Source organism: Pseudomonas fortuita, assembly GCF_026898135.2.
Taxonomy (GTDB): domain Bacteria; phylum Pseudomonadota; class Gammaproteobacteria; order Pseudomonadales; family Pseudomonadaceae; genus Aquipseudomonas; species Aquipseudomonas fortuita.
In genome coordinates this window covers 4,670,236-4,685,557 of record NZ_CP114035.2, presented here as the reverse complement: position 1 = coordinate 4,685,557, position 15,322 = coordinate 4,670,236, and the positions used below count along the sequence as shown (strand labels likewise).

At 63.1% G+C, this 15,322-nt stretch carries 14 protein-coding genes; 8 read left to right on the top strand and 6 right to left on the bottom strand.

Going from position 1 to position 15,322, the window contains the following annotated elements:
• The first annotated feature begins 82 nt into the window (after positions 1 to 82).
• Complete coding sequence (locus tag OZ911_RS21410; protein ID WP_023047766.1) at positions 83 to 1,009, top strand: DMT family transporter; 927 nt, start codon at positions 83 to 85, stop codon at positions 1,007 to 1,009.
• Between the two features lie 47 nt (positions 1,010 to 1,056).
• Here the strand turns inward: OZ911_RS21410 and OZ911_RS21405 are convergent, their stop codons facing one another.
• On the bottom strand, positions 1,057 to 2,226 hold the full coding sequence (locus OZ911_RS21405; protein WP_070086856.1) for an MFS transporter: 1,170 nt from the start codon (positions 2,224 to 2,226) through the stop codon (positions 1,057 to 1,059).
• 106 nt (positions 2,227 to 2,332) lie between these two features.
• Here OZ911_RS21405 and ptrR point away from each other — a divergent pair, with 106 nt between their 5' ends.
• Positions 2,333 to 3,226, top strand: a complete 894-nt coding sequence (gene ptrR, locus OZ911_RS21400; protein WP_016488538.1) for a putrescine utilization regulator PtrR — start codon at positions 2,333 to 2,335, stop codon at positions 3,224 to 3,226.
• A gap of 124 nt (positions 3,227 to 3,350) precedes the next feature.
• The gene (locus OZ911_RS21395; protein ID WP_009683677.1) at positions 3,351 to 3,479 is read left to right on the top strand and encodes a PA1414 family protein; all 129 of its coding nucleotides are present in this window, start codon (positions 3,351 to 3,353) and stop codon (positions 3,477 to 3,479) included.
• A 99-nt stretch (positions 3,480 to 3,578) separates the two neighbouring features.
• Here OZ911_RS21395 and OZ911_RS21390 read toward each other — a convergent pair whose 3' ends face one another.
• On the bottom strand, positions 3,579 to 4,958 hold the full coding sequence (locus tag OZ911_RS21390) for a sodium:solute symporter family protein (RefSeq protein ID WP_016488537.1): 1,380 nt from the start codon (positions 4,956 to 4,958) through the stop codon (positions 3,579 to 3,581).
• Positions 4,959 to 5,089: 131 nt separating this feature from the next.
• The gene (speB, locus tag OZ911_RS21385) at positions 5,090 to 6,040 is read right to left on the bottom strand and encodes an agmatinase (protein ID WP_016498452.1); all 951 of its coding nucleotides are present in this window, start codon (positions 6,038 to 6,040) and stop codon (positions 5,090 to 5,092) included.
• A 225-nt stretch (positions 6,041 to 6,265) separates the two neighbouring features.
• On the opposite strand from speB, the gene OZ911_RS21380 reads away from it, so the two are divergent.
• The 3 genes from OZ911_RS21380 (at position 6,266) to OZ911_RS21370 (ending at position 9,525) form a co-directional block, all read left to right on the top strand.
• The gene (locus OZ911_RS21380; protein WP_016488535.1) at positions 6,266 to 7,159 is read left to right on the top strand and encodes a LysR family transcriptional regulator; all 894 of its coding nucleotides are present in this window, start codon (positions 6,266 to 6,268) and stop codon (positions 7,157 to 7,159) included.
• 136 nt (positions 7,160 to 7,295) lie between these two features.
• Positions 7,296 to 8,861: a methyl-accepting chemotaxis protein gene (locus OZ911_RS21375; protein WP_070086855.1), complete on the top strand. Its 1,566-nt coding sequence runs from the start codon at positions 7,296 to 7,298 to the stop codon at positions 8,859 to 8,861.
• Positions 8,862 to 8,925: 64 nt separating this feature from the next.
• Positions 8,926 to 9,525 (top strand): tRNA-uridine aminocarboxypropyltransferase, encoded by a 600-nt coding sequence (locus tag OZ911_RS21370; protein ID WP_070086854.1) that lies wholly within the window; start codon positions 8,926 to 8,928, stop codon positions 9,523 to 9,525.
• A 171-nt stretch (positions 9,526 to 9,696) separates the two neighbouring features.
• On the opposite strand, the gene OZ911_RS21365 is transcribed toward OZ911_RS21370, so the two are convergent.
• The 3 genes from OZ911_RS21365 to OZ911_RS21355 form a co-directional block, all read right to left on the bottom strand.
• A complete protein-coding gene (locus tag OZ911_RS21365) occupies positions 9,697 to 11,055 on the bottom strand; it encodes a TolC family outer membrane protein (protein WP_016488532.1) in 1,359 nt (452 codons plus the stop codon).
• 311 nt (positions 11,056 to 11,366) lie between these two features.
• A complete protein-coding gene (locus OZ911_RS21360; RefSeq protein WP_016488531.1) occupies positions 11,367 to 11,732 on the bottom strand; it encodes a YbaN family protein in 366 nt (121 codons plus the stop codon).
• A gap of 7 nt (positions 11,733 to 11,739) precedes the next feature.
• Positions 11,740 to 12,327, bottom strand: coding sequence for a YecA/YgfB family protein (locus OZ911_RS21355; RefSeq protein ID WP_010955200.1), 588 nt, complete (start codon positions 12,325 to 12,327; stop codon positions 11,740 to 11,742).
• Between the two features lie 245 nt (positions 12,328 to 12,572).
• Here OZ911_RS21355 and recQ point away from each other — a divergent pair, with 245 nt between their 5' ends.
• Positions 12,573 to 14,720 carry a DNA helicase RecQ gene (gene recQ / locus OZ911_RS21350; RefSeq protein ID WP_016488530.1) on the top strand — a complete coding sequence of 716 codons (2,148 nt, stop codon included), beginning with the start codon at positions 12,573 to 12,575 and terminating at the stop codon, positions 14,718 to 14,720.
• A 150-nt stretch (positions 14,721 to 14,870) separates the two neighbouring features.
• Positions 14,871 to 15,308: a MarR family transcriptional regulator gene (locus OZ911_RS21345; RefSeq protein WP_016488529.1), complete on the top strand. Its 438-nt coding sequence runs from the start codon at positions 14,871 to 14,873 to the stop codon at positions 15,306 to 15,308.
• Positions 15,309 to 15,322 lie beyond the last annotated feature (14 nt).

Below are 15,322 nucleotides of genomic sequence, written 5' to 3'. Positions count from 1 at the left end.
GGGTAGGGAAGCCCGATAATCGGTAGCTTCTGAAGACTGCCGAGCCTATGCCCATGCCTGCGAACACCCCTGAGGCCCGCCTATGAGCGCGGTCCGCAAGAACCCAGACGCCTTTGCCTTTCAGGTGATGCTGGGGCTGTGCCTGATCTGGGGTTGCCAGCAGGTGCTGATCAAGACCGCCGCGGTCGACATTGCGCCGGTGATGCAGGCTGCGCTGCGCAATGGCATTGCCGCTGTGCTGGTGGCGCTGATGCTGTGCTGGCGCGGTGGCTGGGAGCAGGTTGGCATCACCTGGCGGGCCGGGTTGCTCGCGGGCGGGTTATTTGGCGTGGAATTCCTGTTCATTGCCGAGGGCCTGAAGCTGACGTCGGCGGCGCACATGTCCGTGTTCCTCTACACCGCGCCGGTTTTTACCGCGTTGGGCCTGCACTTTCGGCTGCCCAGCGAGCGCCTGCGGTTGTTGCAGTGGCTGGGCATTCTGTTGGCCTTCGGTGGCATTGCCATGGCGTTTGCTGGCGGCATGTCGTTCGAGGAAATGGATGGACGCATGCTGCTGGGTGATGCCTTTGGCGTGATCGCCGGGCTGGCCTGGGGCGCTACTACAGTCGTGGTGCGCTGCTCGCGGCTGTCGGAAGCACCGGCTACCTTGACCTTGTTCTATCAGCTGGCGGTGGGGTTTACAGGCCTGTTGCTGATTGCCTTGCTTAGCGGGCAGATCGGCGCTGTATCGCTGACACCCTTGGCGATGGGCAGTGTGCTGTTCCAGGGCATTGTGGTGTCGTTCATCAGCTACCTGACCTGGTTCTGGTTGCTGCGCAAGTACCTGGCGTCCAACCTGGCGGTGTTTTCGTTCATTACACCGCTGTTCGGGGTGACCTTTGGGGTGCTGCTGCTGGACGAGCCGCTAAGCGTCAATTTCGTGATCGGCGCGCTGTTGGTGTTGCTGGGCGTGGTTCTGGTGAGTGCCGAGCCTTGGGTGAAGCAACAATTGCGCAAGCTGGTGGGTTGAAGGTTGCCTGTGCCGGCGATAGGGCCGGTACAGGCAAAACCAATTAATCAGGCTGAGCGGGTTGCCGCCTGGCAACCTTGGATACGCTGCCCGCTGGAGATCACCAGCACGCCCGCCAGCCCCAGCCCCATCGCCGCCAGCATCAACGCCGGCTGCAGGCCGCCGCTGTAATGGCTGCTGACCGCCGCCAGCAACGGCCCGCTCAACTGCCCCAGGGCAAAGCACGCAGTCAGCAGCCCGGCATTGCGCTGTGTGGCATGCGGGGCCAGCTCCCGCGAGCGTTGCATCACCAATTGCATGCAGGCCAGGAACGGCCCGCCACACAGCACCACACCCAGCGCCAAACCGATCCCGCCGCCCACCAGGCAGGCCAGTACGCCCAGCCCTTGCAACCACAGGGTGGCGGTCAGCCAGACCGAGGTGCGCCCGTTACGGCGCAAGCTCACCAGCACCACCCCCAGCGCTGCCGCCAGGCCAAACGCCGGCCAGAACAGGTCGGCCATCCACTGCCCGCGGAACTGCTGGTTGGCCATTTGCGACAGGAAAGTGGCCGGCAGGATGTAACCCACGCCGTACAGCGTATATACCAGCGCCAGGCGGCCAATGCCGGCGCTGCGGGCCGGGCCCGGGTGCGCTGGCGAGGGAGTGGGGGCAGCTTGCAGAGCGCGTGGCAGCCAAGGCCGTACTGCCAGCAGCATCACCAGCGCAGCCACGGCGTAGATCAACCACAGTGCTGCCGAACCCAGCCCCAGCAGATGCGCCAGCAGTGCCAACAGCCCGGTCAGGGCAATGCCCAGGCCGGGGCCTGCAAACACCAAGGCACCCCGCCGTTGGCGGTTGTGGGCGTTGGCTACCTGCTGGCTGAGGCTGGTGATCATCACCAGCACCCAGGCACTGGCCACGCCGGTGCCAAAGCGCAGCAGCAGGTGGCTCCAGAAACCGTCGGCGGCCCATGAGGCCAGGGTCAGCAGTACGCACAGCCACAGCCCGCCGTGCAGGCGCAGGCGCACCTGGCCGGGTGTGCGAGCGAACATGGCGTCCACCGCGCCAATGAAATAGCCCAGGTAGTTGGCGGCCGCGACCAGCCCGGCGACCGTCAGATCGAACTGGCCTTCGGCGATCAGGTGCGGCAGTTGCGGTGTGAGGGCGAAACGGCCGATGCCCATGGCCATCATCAACGCCACGGCGCTGGCCAACAGTTGAGTGAGTGGCGACATGACAGGTCTCCTGCGTGGAATTAAGCGATGACTGGCAGGTTAGGGTGGTTTCATTTTCAATAAAATTGAATAATGATGATCAAGTTGTTCTGTTTTGGAGAATGCTGTGGAATTCAGCCAGCTGCGTATCTTTCAGGCTGTGGCCGAGGAAGGCTCAGTCACCCGTGCTGCAGAGCGCCTGCATCGGGTGCCGTCCAACCTGTCCACGCGCCTTCGCCAGCTTGAGGAGCAACTGGGTGTCGAGTTGTTCCTGCGCGAGCGCCAACGGCTGCAGCTGTCGCCGGCGGGCAAGGTGCTGCTGGAGTACGCCAACCGCCTGTCGGCCTTGCGCGACGAGGCGCTGGCCGCTGTACGCGGCGGCGAGCCGGCCGGCGACTTCGTGCTGGGGACCATGTACAGCACGGCTGCCACCCACCTGCCAGCTTTGCTGGCGCGTTATCACCAGGCCTACCCCGCAGTAAACCTGCAGGTGCGCGCAGCGCCCAGCGGCGAGCTGCTGGAGGGCCTGCTTGGCCACACCCTGGACGCTGCCCTGGTGGATGGCCCGCCGAACCTGGCCGGGCTGGATGGCGTGCCGTTGTGCGAGGAACAACTGGTGCTGATCACCAGCCCCGAGCACCCGGCGGTGCAAACCGCCAGGGATGTGGCGGGCAAGGCGGTGTTCACTTTCCGCCAGGGCTGTTCTTACCGCATGCGTCTGGAGGCGTGGTATGCCCATGCCCACACGCCCATGGGCCGGGTGATGGAGATCGAGTCGTACCAGAGCATGCTGGCCTGCGTGATCGCGGGCGCAGGCGTGGCGATGATGGCCCAATCGATGCTCGACAGCCTGCCTGGGCGTGACCGGGTGAGGGTGCACCGGCTGCAGCAGCCGTTCGATCAGGCGGTCACCTGGCTGATGTGGCGTCAGGGCATGCGTGGGGCGAATCTGCAGGCATGGATCGACCTGCAACAAAGCGAAACGATTAACCAGTCGTCGGAATGCGGCGCCAGGGCTTGATCCGCGTCAAAATGGCCCTTATCTGTAAGAGCATAGGCATGCGTAGTACAGGACATCAGGCTATGATCTGTATGAACCATCCCAGGATTGATTCGCCGTGAGGCTGACCCGTCAAGGGGGCATTATGAATAAACCACTGTCCAACTGGCTCCACGACCTGGCGGTCGCCCTGGGGCTGATTCCACCACCCTTGCAGCCGGTGCCGATCCCGACTGATGAAGAGCAGCGCAAACGCCAGCCGCGTCGCCGCTGATATAAGACAAAGGCCGCAGCACCTGGGTGGGTGCTGCGGCCTTTTTTGTGTCTTGGAGTTTAGTGTTATCCCTGCCGGCGATAGGGCTTGAGGCTAATGTCAGGCCAGATTCACCGCACCGACTGTTTTGCGAGACATCAGGCTAACCGCCACAAAGCTCACCAAGCCGATCGCCAGGCTGTAGTAGATCGGCGTATTGGCCTCCAGCCCGTCTTTGAACATGAACAGCAGCGCGGTGGCAAAGCCCAGCGACATGCTGGCAATCGCGCCAGCGGTGGTTGCACGCTTCCAGAAGATCGCCCCGATCAGCGGGATCAGCATGCCGCCGACCAGCAGGTTGTAGGCCAGGGTCAGCGCGTTGATCACATCGTTCACCATCAGCGCGATGCCCAGCACCACCAGGCCGGTGAGCAGGGTGAACAGGCGGCTCATGCCCAGGCTCGACTGCTTGCCGCCACGCAGCTTGGGCAGCAGGTCCTCGGTCACAGTGGTCGAGGCCGCCAGCAGGCCGGCGCTGGCGGTGGACATCATGGCCGCCAGGGCCGCGGCCATCAGCAAGCCACGGATGCCATCGGGCAGGGTGCTCTTGATCATCTCGGCAAAGGCATTGTTCGGGTTGGCCAGGTCGGGCATCAGCACATGCGCGGCCATGCCGATGGCGGCGCAGGCCAGGCCGTACACCACACAGTACACACCGGCGACGGTACCGGCACGCTGGCAAACCTTTTCGTCACGCGCAGTGAACACCCGCTGCCAGATGTCCTGGCCAATGAGGATGCCGAAGAAGTAGATCAGGAAGTAGGTGATGATGGTGTCCCAGCCAATGGTGGTCAGCTGGAAGCTGGCCGCTGGCAACTTGGCCACCAAGGTGTCCCAGCCACCTGCCTTGTACAGGCACACGGGCAACAGGATGAACATCAGGCCGACTGTCTTGATCACGAACTGGACGATGTCGGTAAGGGTCAGCGACCACATGCCGCCAATGGTGGAGTACAGCACCACCACACCGCCGCCGAGCAGCAGCGAAGCCCAGAAGGGCAGGTCCAGCAGCACCTGCAATACGGTGGCCATGGCCAGTGTCGAGGTGACGCCGATCATCAGCGCATAGGCCAGCATGATCACGGCGCTGGCCTGGCGTGCGGTCGGGTTGTAGCGTTGCTCAAGCACCTGGGTCACGGTGAAGATGCGCAGGCGCAGCAGCGGTTTGGCCAGGAACAGGTTGATGGCGATGATGCCCAGGCCAAGGGCCGCGCATAGCCAGAAGCCGGAGATGCCATGGACGTAGCCCAGGCGCACGGTGCCCACGGTAGAAGCACCACCAAGCACGGTGGTGGCCATGGTGCCCATGTACAGCACAGGGCCCAGGTTGCGCCCGGCTACCAGGTAGTCTTCATGGGTTTTTGCACGTCGCATGCCGTACCAGCCAAGCCCGAGCATGCCGGCGGTGTAGATCATTACAACAATGATGTCCAAGGCCATTGGGGTTCTCCCGATTATCTTTATTATGGCGAGATCGACCACGCGGGCGGCCACGGCCGCCGGCGGTCTTGTCGTGTTGTTGGCGGGCCTCTGTGGCCCTCCCTCATGGCTCCTGCCGGGGTGTAGCGGTGTTAACGACGCACGACGCCCGGAAGCACGCAGAGCATCTCGAACAGCAGGTTGGCACCGAGCAGCGAGGTATTGCCGGTGGTGTCGTAAGGCGGGGAGACTTCGACGAGGTCACAACCGATCAGGTCCAGGCCGTGGCAGCCGCGAATGATCTCCATCGCCTGGATGGTGGTCAAGCCGCCGATTTCCGGGGTGCCGGTACCGGGCGCCCAGGCCGGGTCGATGCCGTCGATGTCGAACGACAGGTACACCGGGCCGCCGCCGACCTTTTCCCGCACTTCGGCCATCAGCGGTTCCAGCGACTTGTGCCAGCACTCTTCGGCCTGGACCACGCGGAAGCCCTGGCGGCGGCTCCAGTTGAAGTCATCGGCGGTGTAGCCCTGGGCGCGCAGGCCGATCTGTACCACACGGTCGCAATCGAGCAGGCCTTCTTCCACGGCGCGGCGGAAGGTGGTGCCGTGGGCGATCTTCTCGCCGAACATGTGGTCGTTGACGTCGGCGTGGGCGTCGATGTGCACCAGCCCGATCTTGCCGTGCTTCTTGTGCAGCGCCCGCAGGATCGGCAGGGTGATGGTGTGGTCGCCGCCCAGGGTCATCGGGATGACATTGTGCTCGACGATTTCGTCGTAGGCTTCTTCGATGATGCGTACGGCGTCCAGCAGGTTGAAGGTGTTGATCGCCACGTCACCGATGTCGGCCACCGACAGCGAGTCGAACGGTGCGGCCCCGGTGGCCATGTTGTAGGGGCGGATCATCACCGACTCGGCGCGGATCTGCCGCGGGCCGAAACGGGTGCCGGAACGCAGCGAGGTACCGATGTCCAGGGGCACGCCGATGAAGGCAGCATCCAGGCCTTGAGCACTTTGCAGGTGGGGGAGACGGAGCATGGTGGCGATGCCGCCGAAACGCGGCATTTCGTTGCCGCCCAGTGGTTGGTGGAGAGTCTTGTCCACGGTGGGCCTCATCAGTCGGTCGATTGTTGTGTTTGTTCGAACCTGTGCCGCCGCGCGCCTCTCACGTGTGGTTTTGCCGGCGGGCAGGGACATTTCGGCCAAGTCTGCTGAAGGTAGTGCCGGGGAAGAATCGCTACCGACAAATACTTAGTTCAGGAATTTCTGAACTAAAGACGGGCAGAGCGGTTAGACTGCGCGCAAATACACCTGCGGAACCGTTGCACCATGGCCTCGACCTTGCCCGACCTGAAACTGCTGCGCATCTTTGTCAGCGTGGTGCGCCACCAGGGCTTCGCCAACGCCCAGCGCGAGTTGAACCTGTCGACCTCGGCCATCAGCACCTACATGAGCCAGTTGGAGGGCGCGCTGGGCATCGTGCTGTGCCACCGCGGCCGTGGCGGTTTCAGCCTGACCAGCAAGGGCGAGCTGTTCCACCAGGAGACCCTGCGGCTTCTGGCCGAACTGGATGGCTTCGAGCAGTATGCCGCTGCCCTCAAGGGCGAGTTGCGTGGCACCCTCAACCTCGGGGTTATCGACTCCACGGTCGGCGACCGGGCCTTGCCGTTGGCCGAAGCCATCGGCGCCTACAGCCAGGAGCACCCGGCGGTGCACCTGCACCTGTCGGTGTCCAGCCCTTACGAGCTGCAACTGGGCGTTCAGGACAACCGACTGGACCTGGCCATCGGTGCGTTCTCCTCGCGCATGAGCGGCCTGCTCTATCAGCCGTTGTACCGTGAACAGCACTGGCTGTATTGCAGCAGCCGCCACCCGTTGTATACCGAACGGCGCATCCCCGAGCCGGTAGTGACGCAGCAGCGCATGGTCGGGCGCGGCTACTGGAGCCAGGCCGAGCTGGCCCGGCATGGCTTCAAGCACAGCGCGGCGACGGTGGAGAGTATGGAAGCGCAGTTGATCCTGATCCTGTCCGGCGCCTATATCGGGTACTTGCCCGAGCACTATGCCCAGGCTTGGGTCGACAAGGGGGATTTGCGCGTGTTGTCGCCGTCCACCTTTGGCTACCAGGCGCCGTTCTCGCTGATCATTCGCCGTGGGCGTAGCCGTGAACCGCTGATCCAGACCTTCCGTGATCTGTTGAAAAGCCAGTTGAACGTGGGCTGAGCAGCGACGCATTCATGCATTCCGTCGGGCGACGTTAAATTCCGGCAAAAGCTGACCGCTAACCTGATAGCGCTCTGCTACATATCAACTTGCGCTGATGATTTTCCCCTTATTTCATCCTGCAAGGATCGCCCCGATGCGCATGAATTTGCCCGTCACTGAGCACGAAAGAACCTTCTCAAGCGATCAACGCCTGATTTCCACGACTGACCTCAACAGCCGCATCACCTACTGCAACGAAGCCTTCGTGGCGATCAGCGGATTTACCTATGACGAGCTGGTCGGCCAACCGCACAACCTGGTGCGTCACCCGGACATGCCTGCATCGGTGTTCGGGCATATGTGGGACACGATCAAGCAGGGCAAGCCGTGGATGGGGGTGGTCAAGAACCGGGCGAAGAATGGTGATTACTACTGGGTCAGCGCTTACGTCACGGCCATCTACGAGCAGGGCCGCATCAGTGGTTACGAGTCGGTGCGCTCGGTGCCCACGCGTGAGCAGATCCGCCGCGCCGAGGCGCTGTATGCGCGCCTGCGGGCCGACCGCGCAGCTGTGCCCTGGGCGGCGCGGCTGGGGCACGGGTTAGCCCATGGCTGGCCGTTGATAGCCGCAGGTCTGGTATCGGCAGGCGGTTACTTGTGGCTGCCGGCCTATGCAGCGCTTGGGGTGCTGATGGCCAGCCTGCTGTTGGCCTGGTACCTCGTCGAGCACCGGCAGAACCAGGCCATCCGCCGCACGTTGGCCGAGCATCCCAAAGCCTTCACCAGCCCGCTGGTGGCGCTGACCTACAGCGACAACCCGGGCCTGCAGGGCCAGCTTGACCTGGCCATCATCAGCGAGGAAGCGCGCTTGCAAACAGCCCTGACCCGCCTGGTGGACGCTGGCGTCGGGGTGAAGTCGCGGGCTGCGCAGTCCTCAGATTTGTCCGATGCCCAGGCGCAGATGCTTGACCGCCAGCGCAGCGAGACCGACCAATCGGCCACGGCCATTGCGCAGATGGCCGCAACCATCCAGCAGGTCACTCACAACGTGCAGAGCACGGCGCATGCGGCTGGCGATGCCGACCAACTGGCGCAGCATGGCAGCGAGCTCGCGCTGCAGAGCCTCAAGGCCATGGGCAGCATGAGCGATGCCGTCAACGACATCGGTCAGGCGGTCAATGCCCTGGCCGAGCAGACCCAGTCCATCGGCAGCGTGGTCGATGTGATTACCTCGATTGCCGAGCAGACCAACCTGTTGGCGCTCAACGCTGCCATCGAGGCGGCGCGCGCGGGTGAGCAGGGGCGGGGTTTTGCCGTGGTGGCCGATGAAGTGCGTTCGCTGGCACAACGTACCCGTGCATCGACCGACGAGATTCACCACATCATTGCTTCGTTGCGCGCGGGCGCGGAACGGGCGGTTAGCACCGCCAGCCGGGGTGAGCAGATCTCGCGGGACAGCGTGCACAGCGTCGAGGCGGTGCAGACGGCGTTGAGCGGGATTGCCCAGGCGGTCAGCCGCATCACCGGCATGAGCCAGCAGATGGCGACGGCGTCGGAGCAGCAAAGCCATGTGGCCGAGGACATCAACCAGCAGATCGTGAGAATTGCCCAGCTGTGTGACCAGAGTGCCGGGCAGGCCAGGCAGGGTGCAGAAATCAGCCAGGACCTGGAGCGCATGGCGGATTACCTGCACAGCCTGGCAGAGCGCTTCAACCGCTGAGATCGCTGGGGCCGCAAAGCGGGCCCCGGTTCTGTGGCACACTGTTCCCGCCAAGGAGAACCCCATGCCCAGACCCCGCTGCGAGCGCTGCCAGCGCCCGCTCGACCATTGCCTCTGCCCACTGATCCCCGCGCTCGACAGCCGCACCCGCGTCATCCTGCTGCAGCACCCCAGTGAAACCGCCCATGCCCTGAACACTGCGCGCTTTGCTGCCCTTGGCCTGAACAACGCCGAGCTGCGGGTGGGCGAGGTATTCGATGATCTGGGTGAATTGCTGGCAACGCCTGGTTACCGGCCGACCTTGCTGTTCCCGGGCGATGACGCTCAGGTGCTGACAGCCTATGGCAAGGTCGATGACACGCCGTTGCTGCTGATCGTGCCCGACGGCACCTGGCGCAAGGCGCGCAAGCTGCTGTACATGAACCCGCTGCTGGAAGGGTTGCCGCGGGTGACGCTGGGGGCAGTCGCGCCTTCGCGTTATCGGCTGCGCAAGGCGCCGGAGGCGGGGGCGCTATCGACCATAGAGGCAGTGGTGGGGGCTTTGAATGCGTTGGAGCAACCTGCCAGCTTCGATGCCCTGCTGGCGCCGTTCGAGGCGTTGATCGAGGGGCAGATCAGGGCCATGGGGGTGGAGACGTTCCAGCGTAACCATGGTGAGGGTTGAGGTGCCCGTGAGGGCCCTATCGCCGGCAAGCCAGCTCCCACAGTTACAGTGTCAAGGCTCATGCTTTTATTCCCACAGGCAACTGCACAAAGTTTGAAGCCTATGCAGTACCTGTGGGAGCTGGCTTGCCGGCGAAAGGGCCGCAAAGCGGCCCCCAGAACTTGAAGCCGATCAACGCATCTCAGGTAGACGCGCCTCGGTACGCACTTCCGTGGTAGCCAGCGCCTCTGGCGGCAGCGAAATACGCTGTTTGCTCAACAGCTCACCCATGGTCGCCAGCACGCGGTAGCGCGAGAATTCCTCGGTGTAGCGGACTTCGGTGTAACGGCGGTCGGCGTTGTACAGCTCGTTTTCACTGTCAAGCACGTCCAGCAGGGTACGCTGGCCCAGGCCGAACTGGTCCTGGTAAGCGGCGCGCACGCGCTTGGTGGTCTCGGCGTATTCACGCGCGGTAGGCAGCTGCTTGCTGGCATTGTTCATGGCGTTCCACGCCAGGCTCAGGTTTTCGGTCAGCTCACGCAGGGCGTTGTTGCGGATGTCCAGGGCCTGGTTGATCTTGTGCGCGTCAGACTGCAGGCGGGCCTTGTCGCTGCCGCCGCGGAACAGGTTGTAGTTCATCTCTACGCCGGCCTGCCAATCGTTGTTGTTGTGGCCTTTTTCGCCACCGGTGTTGTTGTTGGCACCGGTTGCAAGAATGGCGTCGAAGCGCGGGTAGAAGGTCGACTTGCCCACTTCGTATTGCTGCTCGGCGGCGTTGACGTCAGCCTGTGCCGATTTGATGTAGGGGTTGTTCTGGCGCATGCTGTCGCGCGCGCCGTCGAGGGTCTCAGGCACCTCGCCCTTGATGGTCGGCGGGCTTTCCAGTTCGTCCGGGGCACGGCCGATCACGCTGAAGAAGTTGGCCTCGGCATCGGCCAGGTCCACTTCGGCGGTATCCAGGTTGTTTTCCGCCAGGGCGCGACGGGCGCGGGACTGGTCGAGGTCGGCGGTGCTGCCAACGCCGCGCTCGTTACGCAGGCCGATCTGGTCGTTGACGCGCAGGTGGGCTTGCAGGTTGTTCTTGGCCAGGGTTACCAGCTCACGGCGCTTGAGCACTTCCAGGTATACCTCGATCGCACGCAGGGCGACATCCTGGGCAACTGCCTGGGTGTAGTAGGCGCGGGAGGTGGAAACCGCTTCGGTGCGGCCCACTTCGTTCGCGGTGTTGAAACCGTCGAAAATCATCTGCCGCAGGCGTAGCTCGGACTGGGTGTAGTTGAGGGTTTCCTTGTTGTGGTTACCCTCGGCACGGGTGGTGGCATTGTCCGAACGCTGGCGGCCATAGCCAGCAACCAAATCCACGGAAGGGTAGTAGCCACCACGCGCAAACTTGACGTCTTCATCGGCCGACAGCTTGCTGTTACGGTTGGAGCTTACCTGCGGGTGGTAGTCCACGGCGCTCTGGACGGCCTCGGTGATCGACATCGCCTGTACGTTGGCACTCGCCAGGGCCAACAGTAATGCACTGGTGATGGGGTTCAAAACGCGCATGGTACATCTCCCTGATCCTGGAATTGATCCTGCTGCTCGCCAAAAAAATGACGATAAAATTATCGCGTATAGTGTTGCAGGTTTTTAACAACACAGCTAAGTACATTCAACGCGATAGATAAGAAGATTTCTTCATATCAAATAGCCATATAAGACATATATTGTCTAACAAGGGCAGCGAAACTTTGTGCTGGCAAGCGCGCGAAAAGGCAAGAAAGCCAATGAATACAAGGCTTTTGTGTGGTTCCAGAACCATTTCGGATAAAGAAAACGACCGTTAGGCGAAAGTGATATTTGGCGACAAAAAAATGTCACTTCGGTGTGTGCAGGGTTTTCTGCCTGACGATATAGAGGCTTACCAATACAGCGCTGGTCAACATGAAGGCGCGGGCCCAGAACAGGGGCACCAGATAGCACGACAGGCCAATGCTGGCCCACATCAGGCCGATGGCGTAGACCTTGCCCTTGAGGGGGATGCCTTCACCACTGAGGTAGTCGCGGATCCATGGCCCGAGCTTCGGGTGATGGACCAGCCAGTGGTGAAAGCGCGGCGAACTGCGGGCAAAGCAGGCTGCCGCCAAAAGCAGGAAAGGGGTGGTGGGCAATACCGGAAGGAATATCCCCAACACCCCCAGCGCAACGCTGAGCCAGCCGATGGCCAGCAGCAGGTAGCGCACAGGCGACTCAGTGGTGGCGTGGCTTGAGCAGCGCCGGTTTTTCGTCAGGGGCGTGCAGCAGCAGGAACAATGCGCTCAGCGCCTCGGGGATCTGGACGATCATGTCATCCTGCAGGTTGGCGTTGCTGGCGATGTCGGCGAACTCTGGCTGTTCGTCGAACAGGCCAGAGCCCACCATGATCGGCAGCAACATTTCGCTGACTTCTTCTTCGGCGTTCTCGAACCAGGCCTCTTCACGCAGGAACACGCCTTCCATGAAGCCAATGCACCAGCCGCGCAGGTCGGAATCATCCGGCTCGTCGGTCAGGTCGAGGTCGCATGGCAGGTCGAATTCTTCGTCGCTGGCCAGCTGGCGGGCGATGTGCGCTTTCAACGCCACCAGGGTGGCTTCGATCTCGGTGCGCTGGGCCTCGCTGGCGTAGTGCGGCTCTTCGGCGAACAAGGCGTCGATCCATTCGCGCTCGGGCACGTCCTCGGCGTTGATCGACAGGGCGGTCAGGTAGCCGTGGGCGGCGACGTAGTCCAGCGCCTCTTCGTGCAGCTCGTCGGCGTCGAGGAAGGCTTGCAGGCGGGTCAGTTGCTCGGCGAAGGACATTACAGGGCTACCTTGGGGAATAAACGATACCGAATTCTAGCACCAAGCAAGGGTAGCGGGGTAAAGGGAACGTCTATCACCATGGTGCCCTGTGCAGTGCGGTGCTGCGGTATACTCCGCGATTTTTCATGCAGGGGCAGATTTTATCGGCCCCTGGCAAAAACCGCTTACGCATTTGGCGTGTGCGGAGCGGGTTTTTCGTCCAGCCTGTATGCAGGGTGGTACGGCGATTTGTGGAGTTGCACATGCTCGAACAGGCTCAGCGCGTTCTCAAGGACATCTTCGGCTACGACAGTTTCCGTGGGCGCCAGGCAGCAATCATCGAATGCGTGGCCAATGGCGGCGATGCCCTGGTGCTGATGCCCACTGGTGGCGGCAAGTCGCTGTGTTTCCAGGTGCCGGGGCTGCTGCGCCCGGGCCTGACGGTGGTGGTCTCACCGCTGATTGCGTTGATGGACGACCAGGTCGCCACGCTGGACGAACTGGGCGTGTCGGCTGCCGCGCTGAACTCTACCCTGACGGCGGAGCAGCAGCGTGAACTGGCCGGGCGCCTGCGCCGTGGCGAAGTGAAGATGCTGTACCTGGCGCCGGAGCGCCTGGTGCAGCCGCGCATGCTCGATTTCCTGCGCGATCTGGACATCTCGCTGTTTGCCATCGACGAGGCGCACTGCGTGTCGCAGTGGGGCCACGATTTCCGCCCCGAATACCTGCAACTGGGGCAATTGGCCGAGCTGTTCCCGCATGTGCCGCGCATTGCGCTGACCGCCACCGCCGATATGCGCACCCGCGAAGAGATTGTCCAGCGCCTGCACCTGCAAGGCGCCGAGCGCTTCCTGTCGAGCTTTGACCGGCCGAACATCTTCTATCGCATCGTACCCAAGGAAGCGCCGCGCAAGCAGCTGATGGCCTTCCTTGGCGAGCGCCGCGGCAACGCGGGCATTGTGTACTGCCTGTCGCGCAAGAAGGTCGACGAAACGGCAGCCTTCCTCTGTGATCAGGGTTTCCCGGCATTGCCTTATCATGCCGGCCTGGCTGCCGAGACCCGTTCTGCCAACCAGCACCGCTTCCTTAATGAGGAAGGGTTGATCATGGTCGCCACCATTGCCTTCGGCATGGGTATCGACAAACCCAACGTGCGCTTCGTTGCCCACCTCGACCTGCCCAAGTCGCTTGAGGCCTATTACCAGGAAACCGGCCGTGCCGGCCGGGACGGCTTGCCATCCGATGCCTGGATGGCCTACGGCCTGCAGGACATGGTCATGCTCAAGCAGATGCTGCAGAACTCCGAAGGAGACGAGCGCCACAAGCGCATCGAGCAGCACAAGCTCGACGCCATGCTGGCGTTGTGCGAAGAGACCCGCTGCCGCCGCCAGTCGTTGCTGGCCTATTTCGATGAAATCCTCGAGCAGCCGTGCGGGCACTGCGACAACTGTGTCGACAACATTCAGACCTGGGACGCCACCGAGCCGGCCCGTCAGGCGCTGTCGGCGGTTTTCCGCACTGGCCAGCGCTATGGTGTCGGCCACCTGGTCGATGTGCTGTTGGGCAAGGACAACGAGAAGGTGCGCAATTTCGGCCACGAGAAGCTGTCGGTGTTCGGCGTCGGCAAGGGCCTGGCCGAGGTCGAGTGGCGTTCGTTGTTCCGCCAGCTGGTGGCGCGTGGGCTGGTCGACATCGACCTGGAGGGCTATGGCGGCCTGCGCCTGTCCGACAGCTGCCGGCCACTGCTGCGCGGCGAGGTGACCTTGCAACTGCGTCGCGACCTCAAGCCGCAGACCACGGCCAAGACCTCATCGTCCAGCGGTGGCAGCCCGGCCAGCCAGTTGGTGCGTGCCGAGGAGCGCGAGCTGTGGGAAGCGCTGCGTACCCTGCGGCGCAAGCTGGCGGAGGAGCACAGTGTGCCGCCCTATGTCATCTTCCCCGACTCGACGCTGCTGGAAATGCTGCGCAGCCAGCCGGTCAGCCTCAGCGATATGGCCCAGGTCAGCGGTGTGGGGGCGCGCAAGCTGGAGCGTTATGGCCAGGCGTTCCTCGAGGTACTGAACAACAGCGGTGGCACCGAAGAGGCGCCGAAAGTGGTACTCGACCTGCGCCACGAACTGGTCAGCCTGGCCCGGGCCGGCATGACCCCGGCGCAGATCGCCGGGCAGCTCAACTGCAGCGAGAAGAACGTGTATAGCCTGCTGGCCGAGGCGTTGGGCCGCCAGGAGCTTAGCCTTGACCAGGCCCTCGACCTGCCGGAAGACCTGCTGATGGAAGTACAGGACGCCTTCCTGGATGGCGAGGGCGAACTGCCGCCGGTGTCGGCCATTGCGCCCCAGTTCGGGGCACGGGTGCCGGAGGGTGTGCTGTATTGCGTGCGTGCGGCGCTGGCGGCCGAGTTCGAGATGTGACGGGCAGTCAGATCGAGGGCAGAACCGCCATCTGCTGACCTTTGTCATGCTTTTTGACGATTATCGAACGGCGAAGGGCGCGCGAGCCTTGCCTCGTCGGAAAGGGCATGGTTAGCTGCCTAATAATTAGATCTGTTCAATGAGTTGCTTATGCCCCTGACCGACAACCAACACCGCTTCGGCATGCAGCTGGCCCAGATGTCCCGGGGCTGGCGTGCCGAACTGGACCGCCGCCTGGCCGGGCTCAACCTGTCCCAGGCGCGCTGGCTGGTGTTGCTGCACCTGGCGCGTTTCGAAGAAGCCCCTACTCAGCGTGAGCTGGCCCAGAGCGTGGGCGTTGAAGGCCCGACCCTGGCGCGCCTGCTCGACAGCCTGGAAGCACAAGGGCTGGTGCGCCGGCAGGCGGTGGTGGAAGACCGGCGGGCCAAGAAGATCTTGCTGTGCCCGCCGGCCAAGCCGCTGATCGACCAGATCGAAACCATCGCCAACCAGCTGCGGTTGGAGCTTTTCACCGGGGTGGACGAGGCAGAGTTGCAGGTGTGCATGCGGGTGCATGCCACGATCCTGTCCAACCTCGAGAAGTCCTGAGGGCCCCTGGGGTC

Coding starts and splice junctions, on each gene's coding strand:
- OZ911_RS21410 (WP_023047766.1), top strand. CDS start 83: ATGAGCGCGGTCCGCAAGAACCCAGACGCCTTTGCCTTTCAGGTGATG.
- OZ911_RS21405 (WP_070086856.1), bottom strand. CDS start 2,226: ATGTCGCCACTCACTCAACTGTTGGCCAGCGCCGTGGCGTTGATGATG.
- OZ911_RS21395 (WP_009683677.1), top strand. CDS start 3,351: ATGAATAAACCACTGTCCAACTGGCTCCACGACCTGGCGGTCGCCCTG.
- OZ911_RS21390 (WP_016488537.1), bottom strand. CDS start 4,958: ATGGCCTTGGACATCATTGTTGTAATGATCTACACCGCCGGCATGCTC.
- OZ911_RS21380 (WP_016488535.1), top strand. CDS start 6,266: ATGGCCTCGACCTTGCCCGACCTGAAACTGCTGCGCATCTTTGTCAGC.
- OZ911_RS21375 (WP_070086855.1), top strand. CDS start 7,296: ATGCGCATGAATTTGCCCGTCACTGAGCACGAAAGAACCTTCTCAAGC.
- OZ911_RS21370 (WP_070086854.1), top strand. CDS start 8,926: ATGCCCAGACCCCGCTGCGAGCGCTGCCAGCGCCCGCTCGACCATTGC.
- OZ911_RS21365 (WP_016488532.1), bottom strand. CDS start 11,055: ATGCGCGTTTTGAACCCCATCACCAGTGCATTACTGTTGGCCCTGGCG.
- OZ911_RS21355 (WP_010955200.1), bottom strand. CDS start 12,327: ATGTCCTTCGCCGAGCAACTGACCCGCCTGCAAGCCTTCCTCGACGCC.
- recQ (WP_016488530.1), top strand. CDS start 12,573: ATGCTCGAACAGGCTCAGCGCGTTCTCAAGGACATCTTCGGCTACGAC.
- OZ911_RS21345 (WP_016488529.1), top strand. CDS start 14,871: ATGCCCCTGACCGACAACCAACACCGCTTCGGCATGCAGCTGGCCCAG.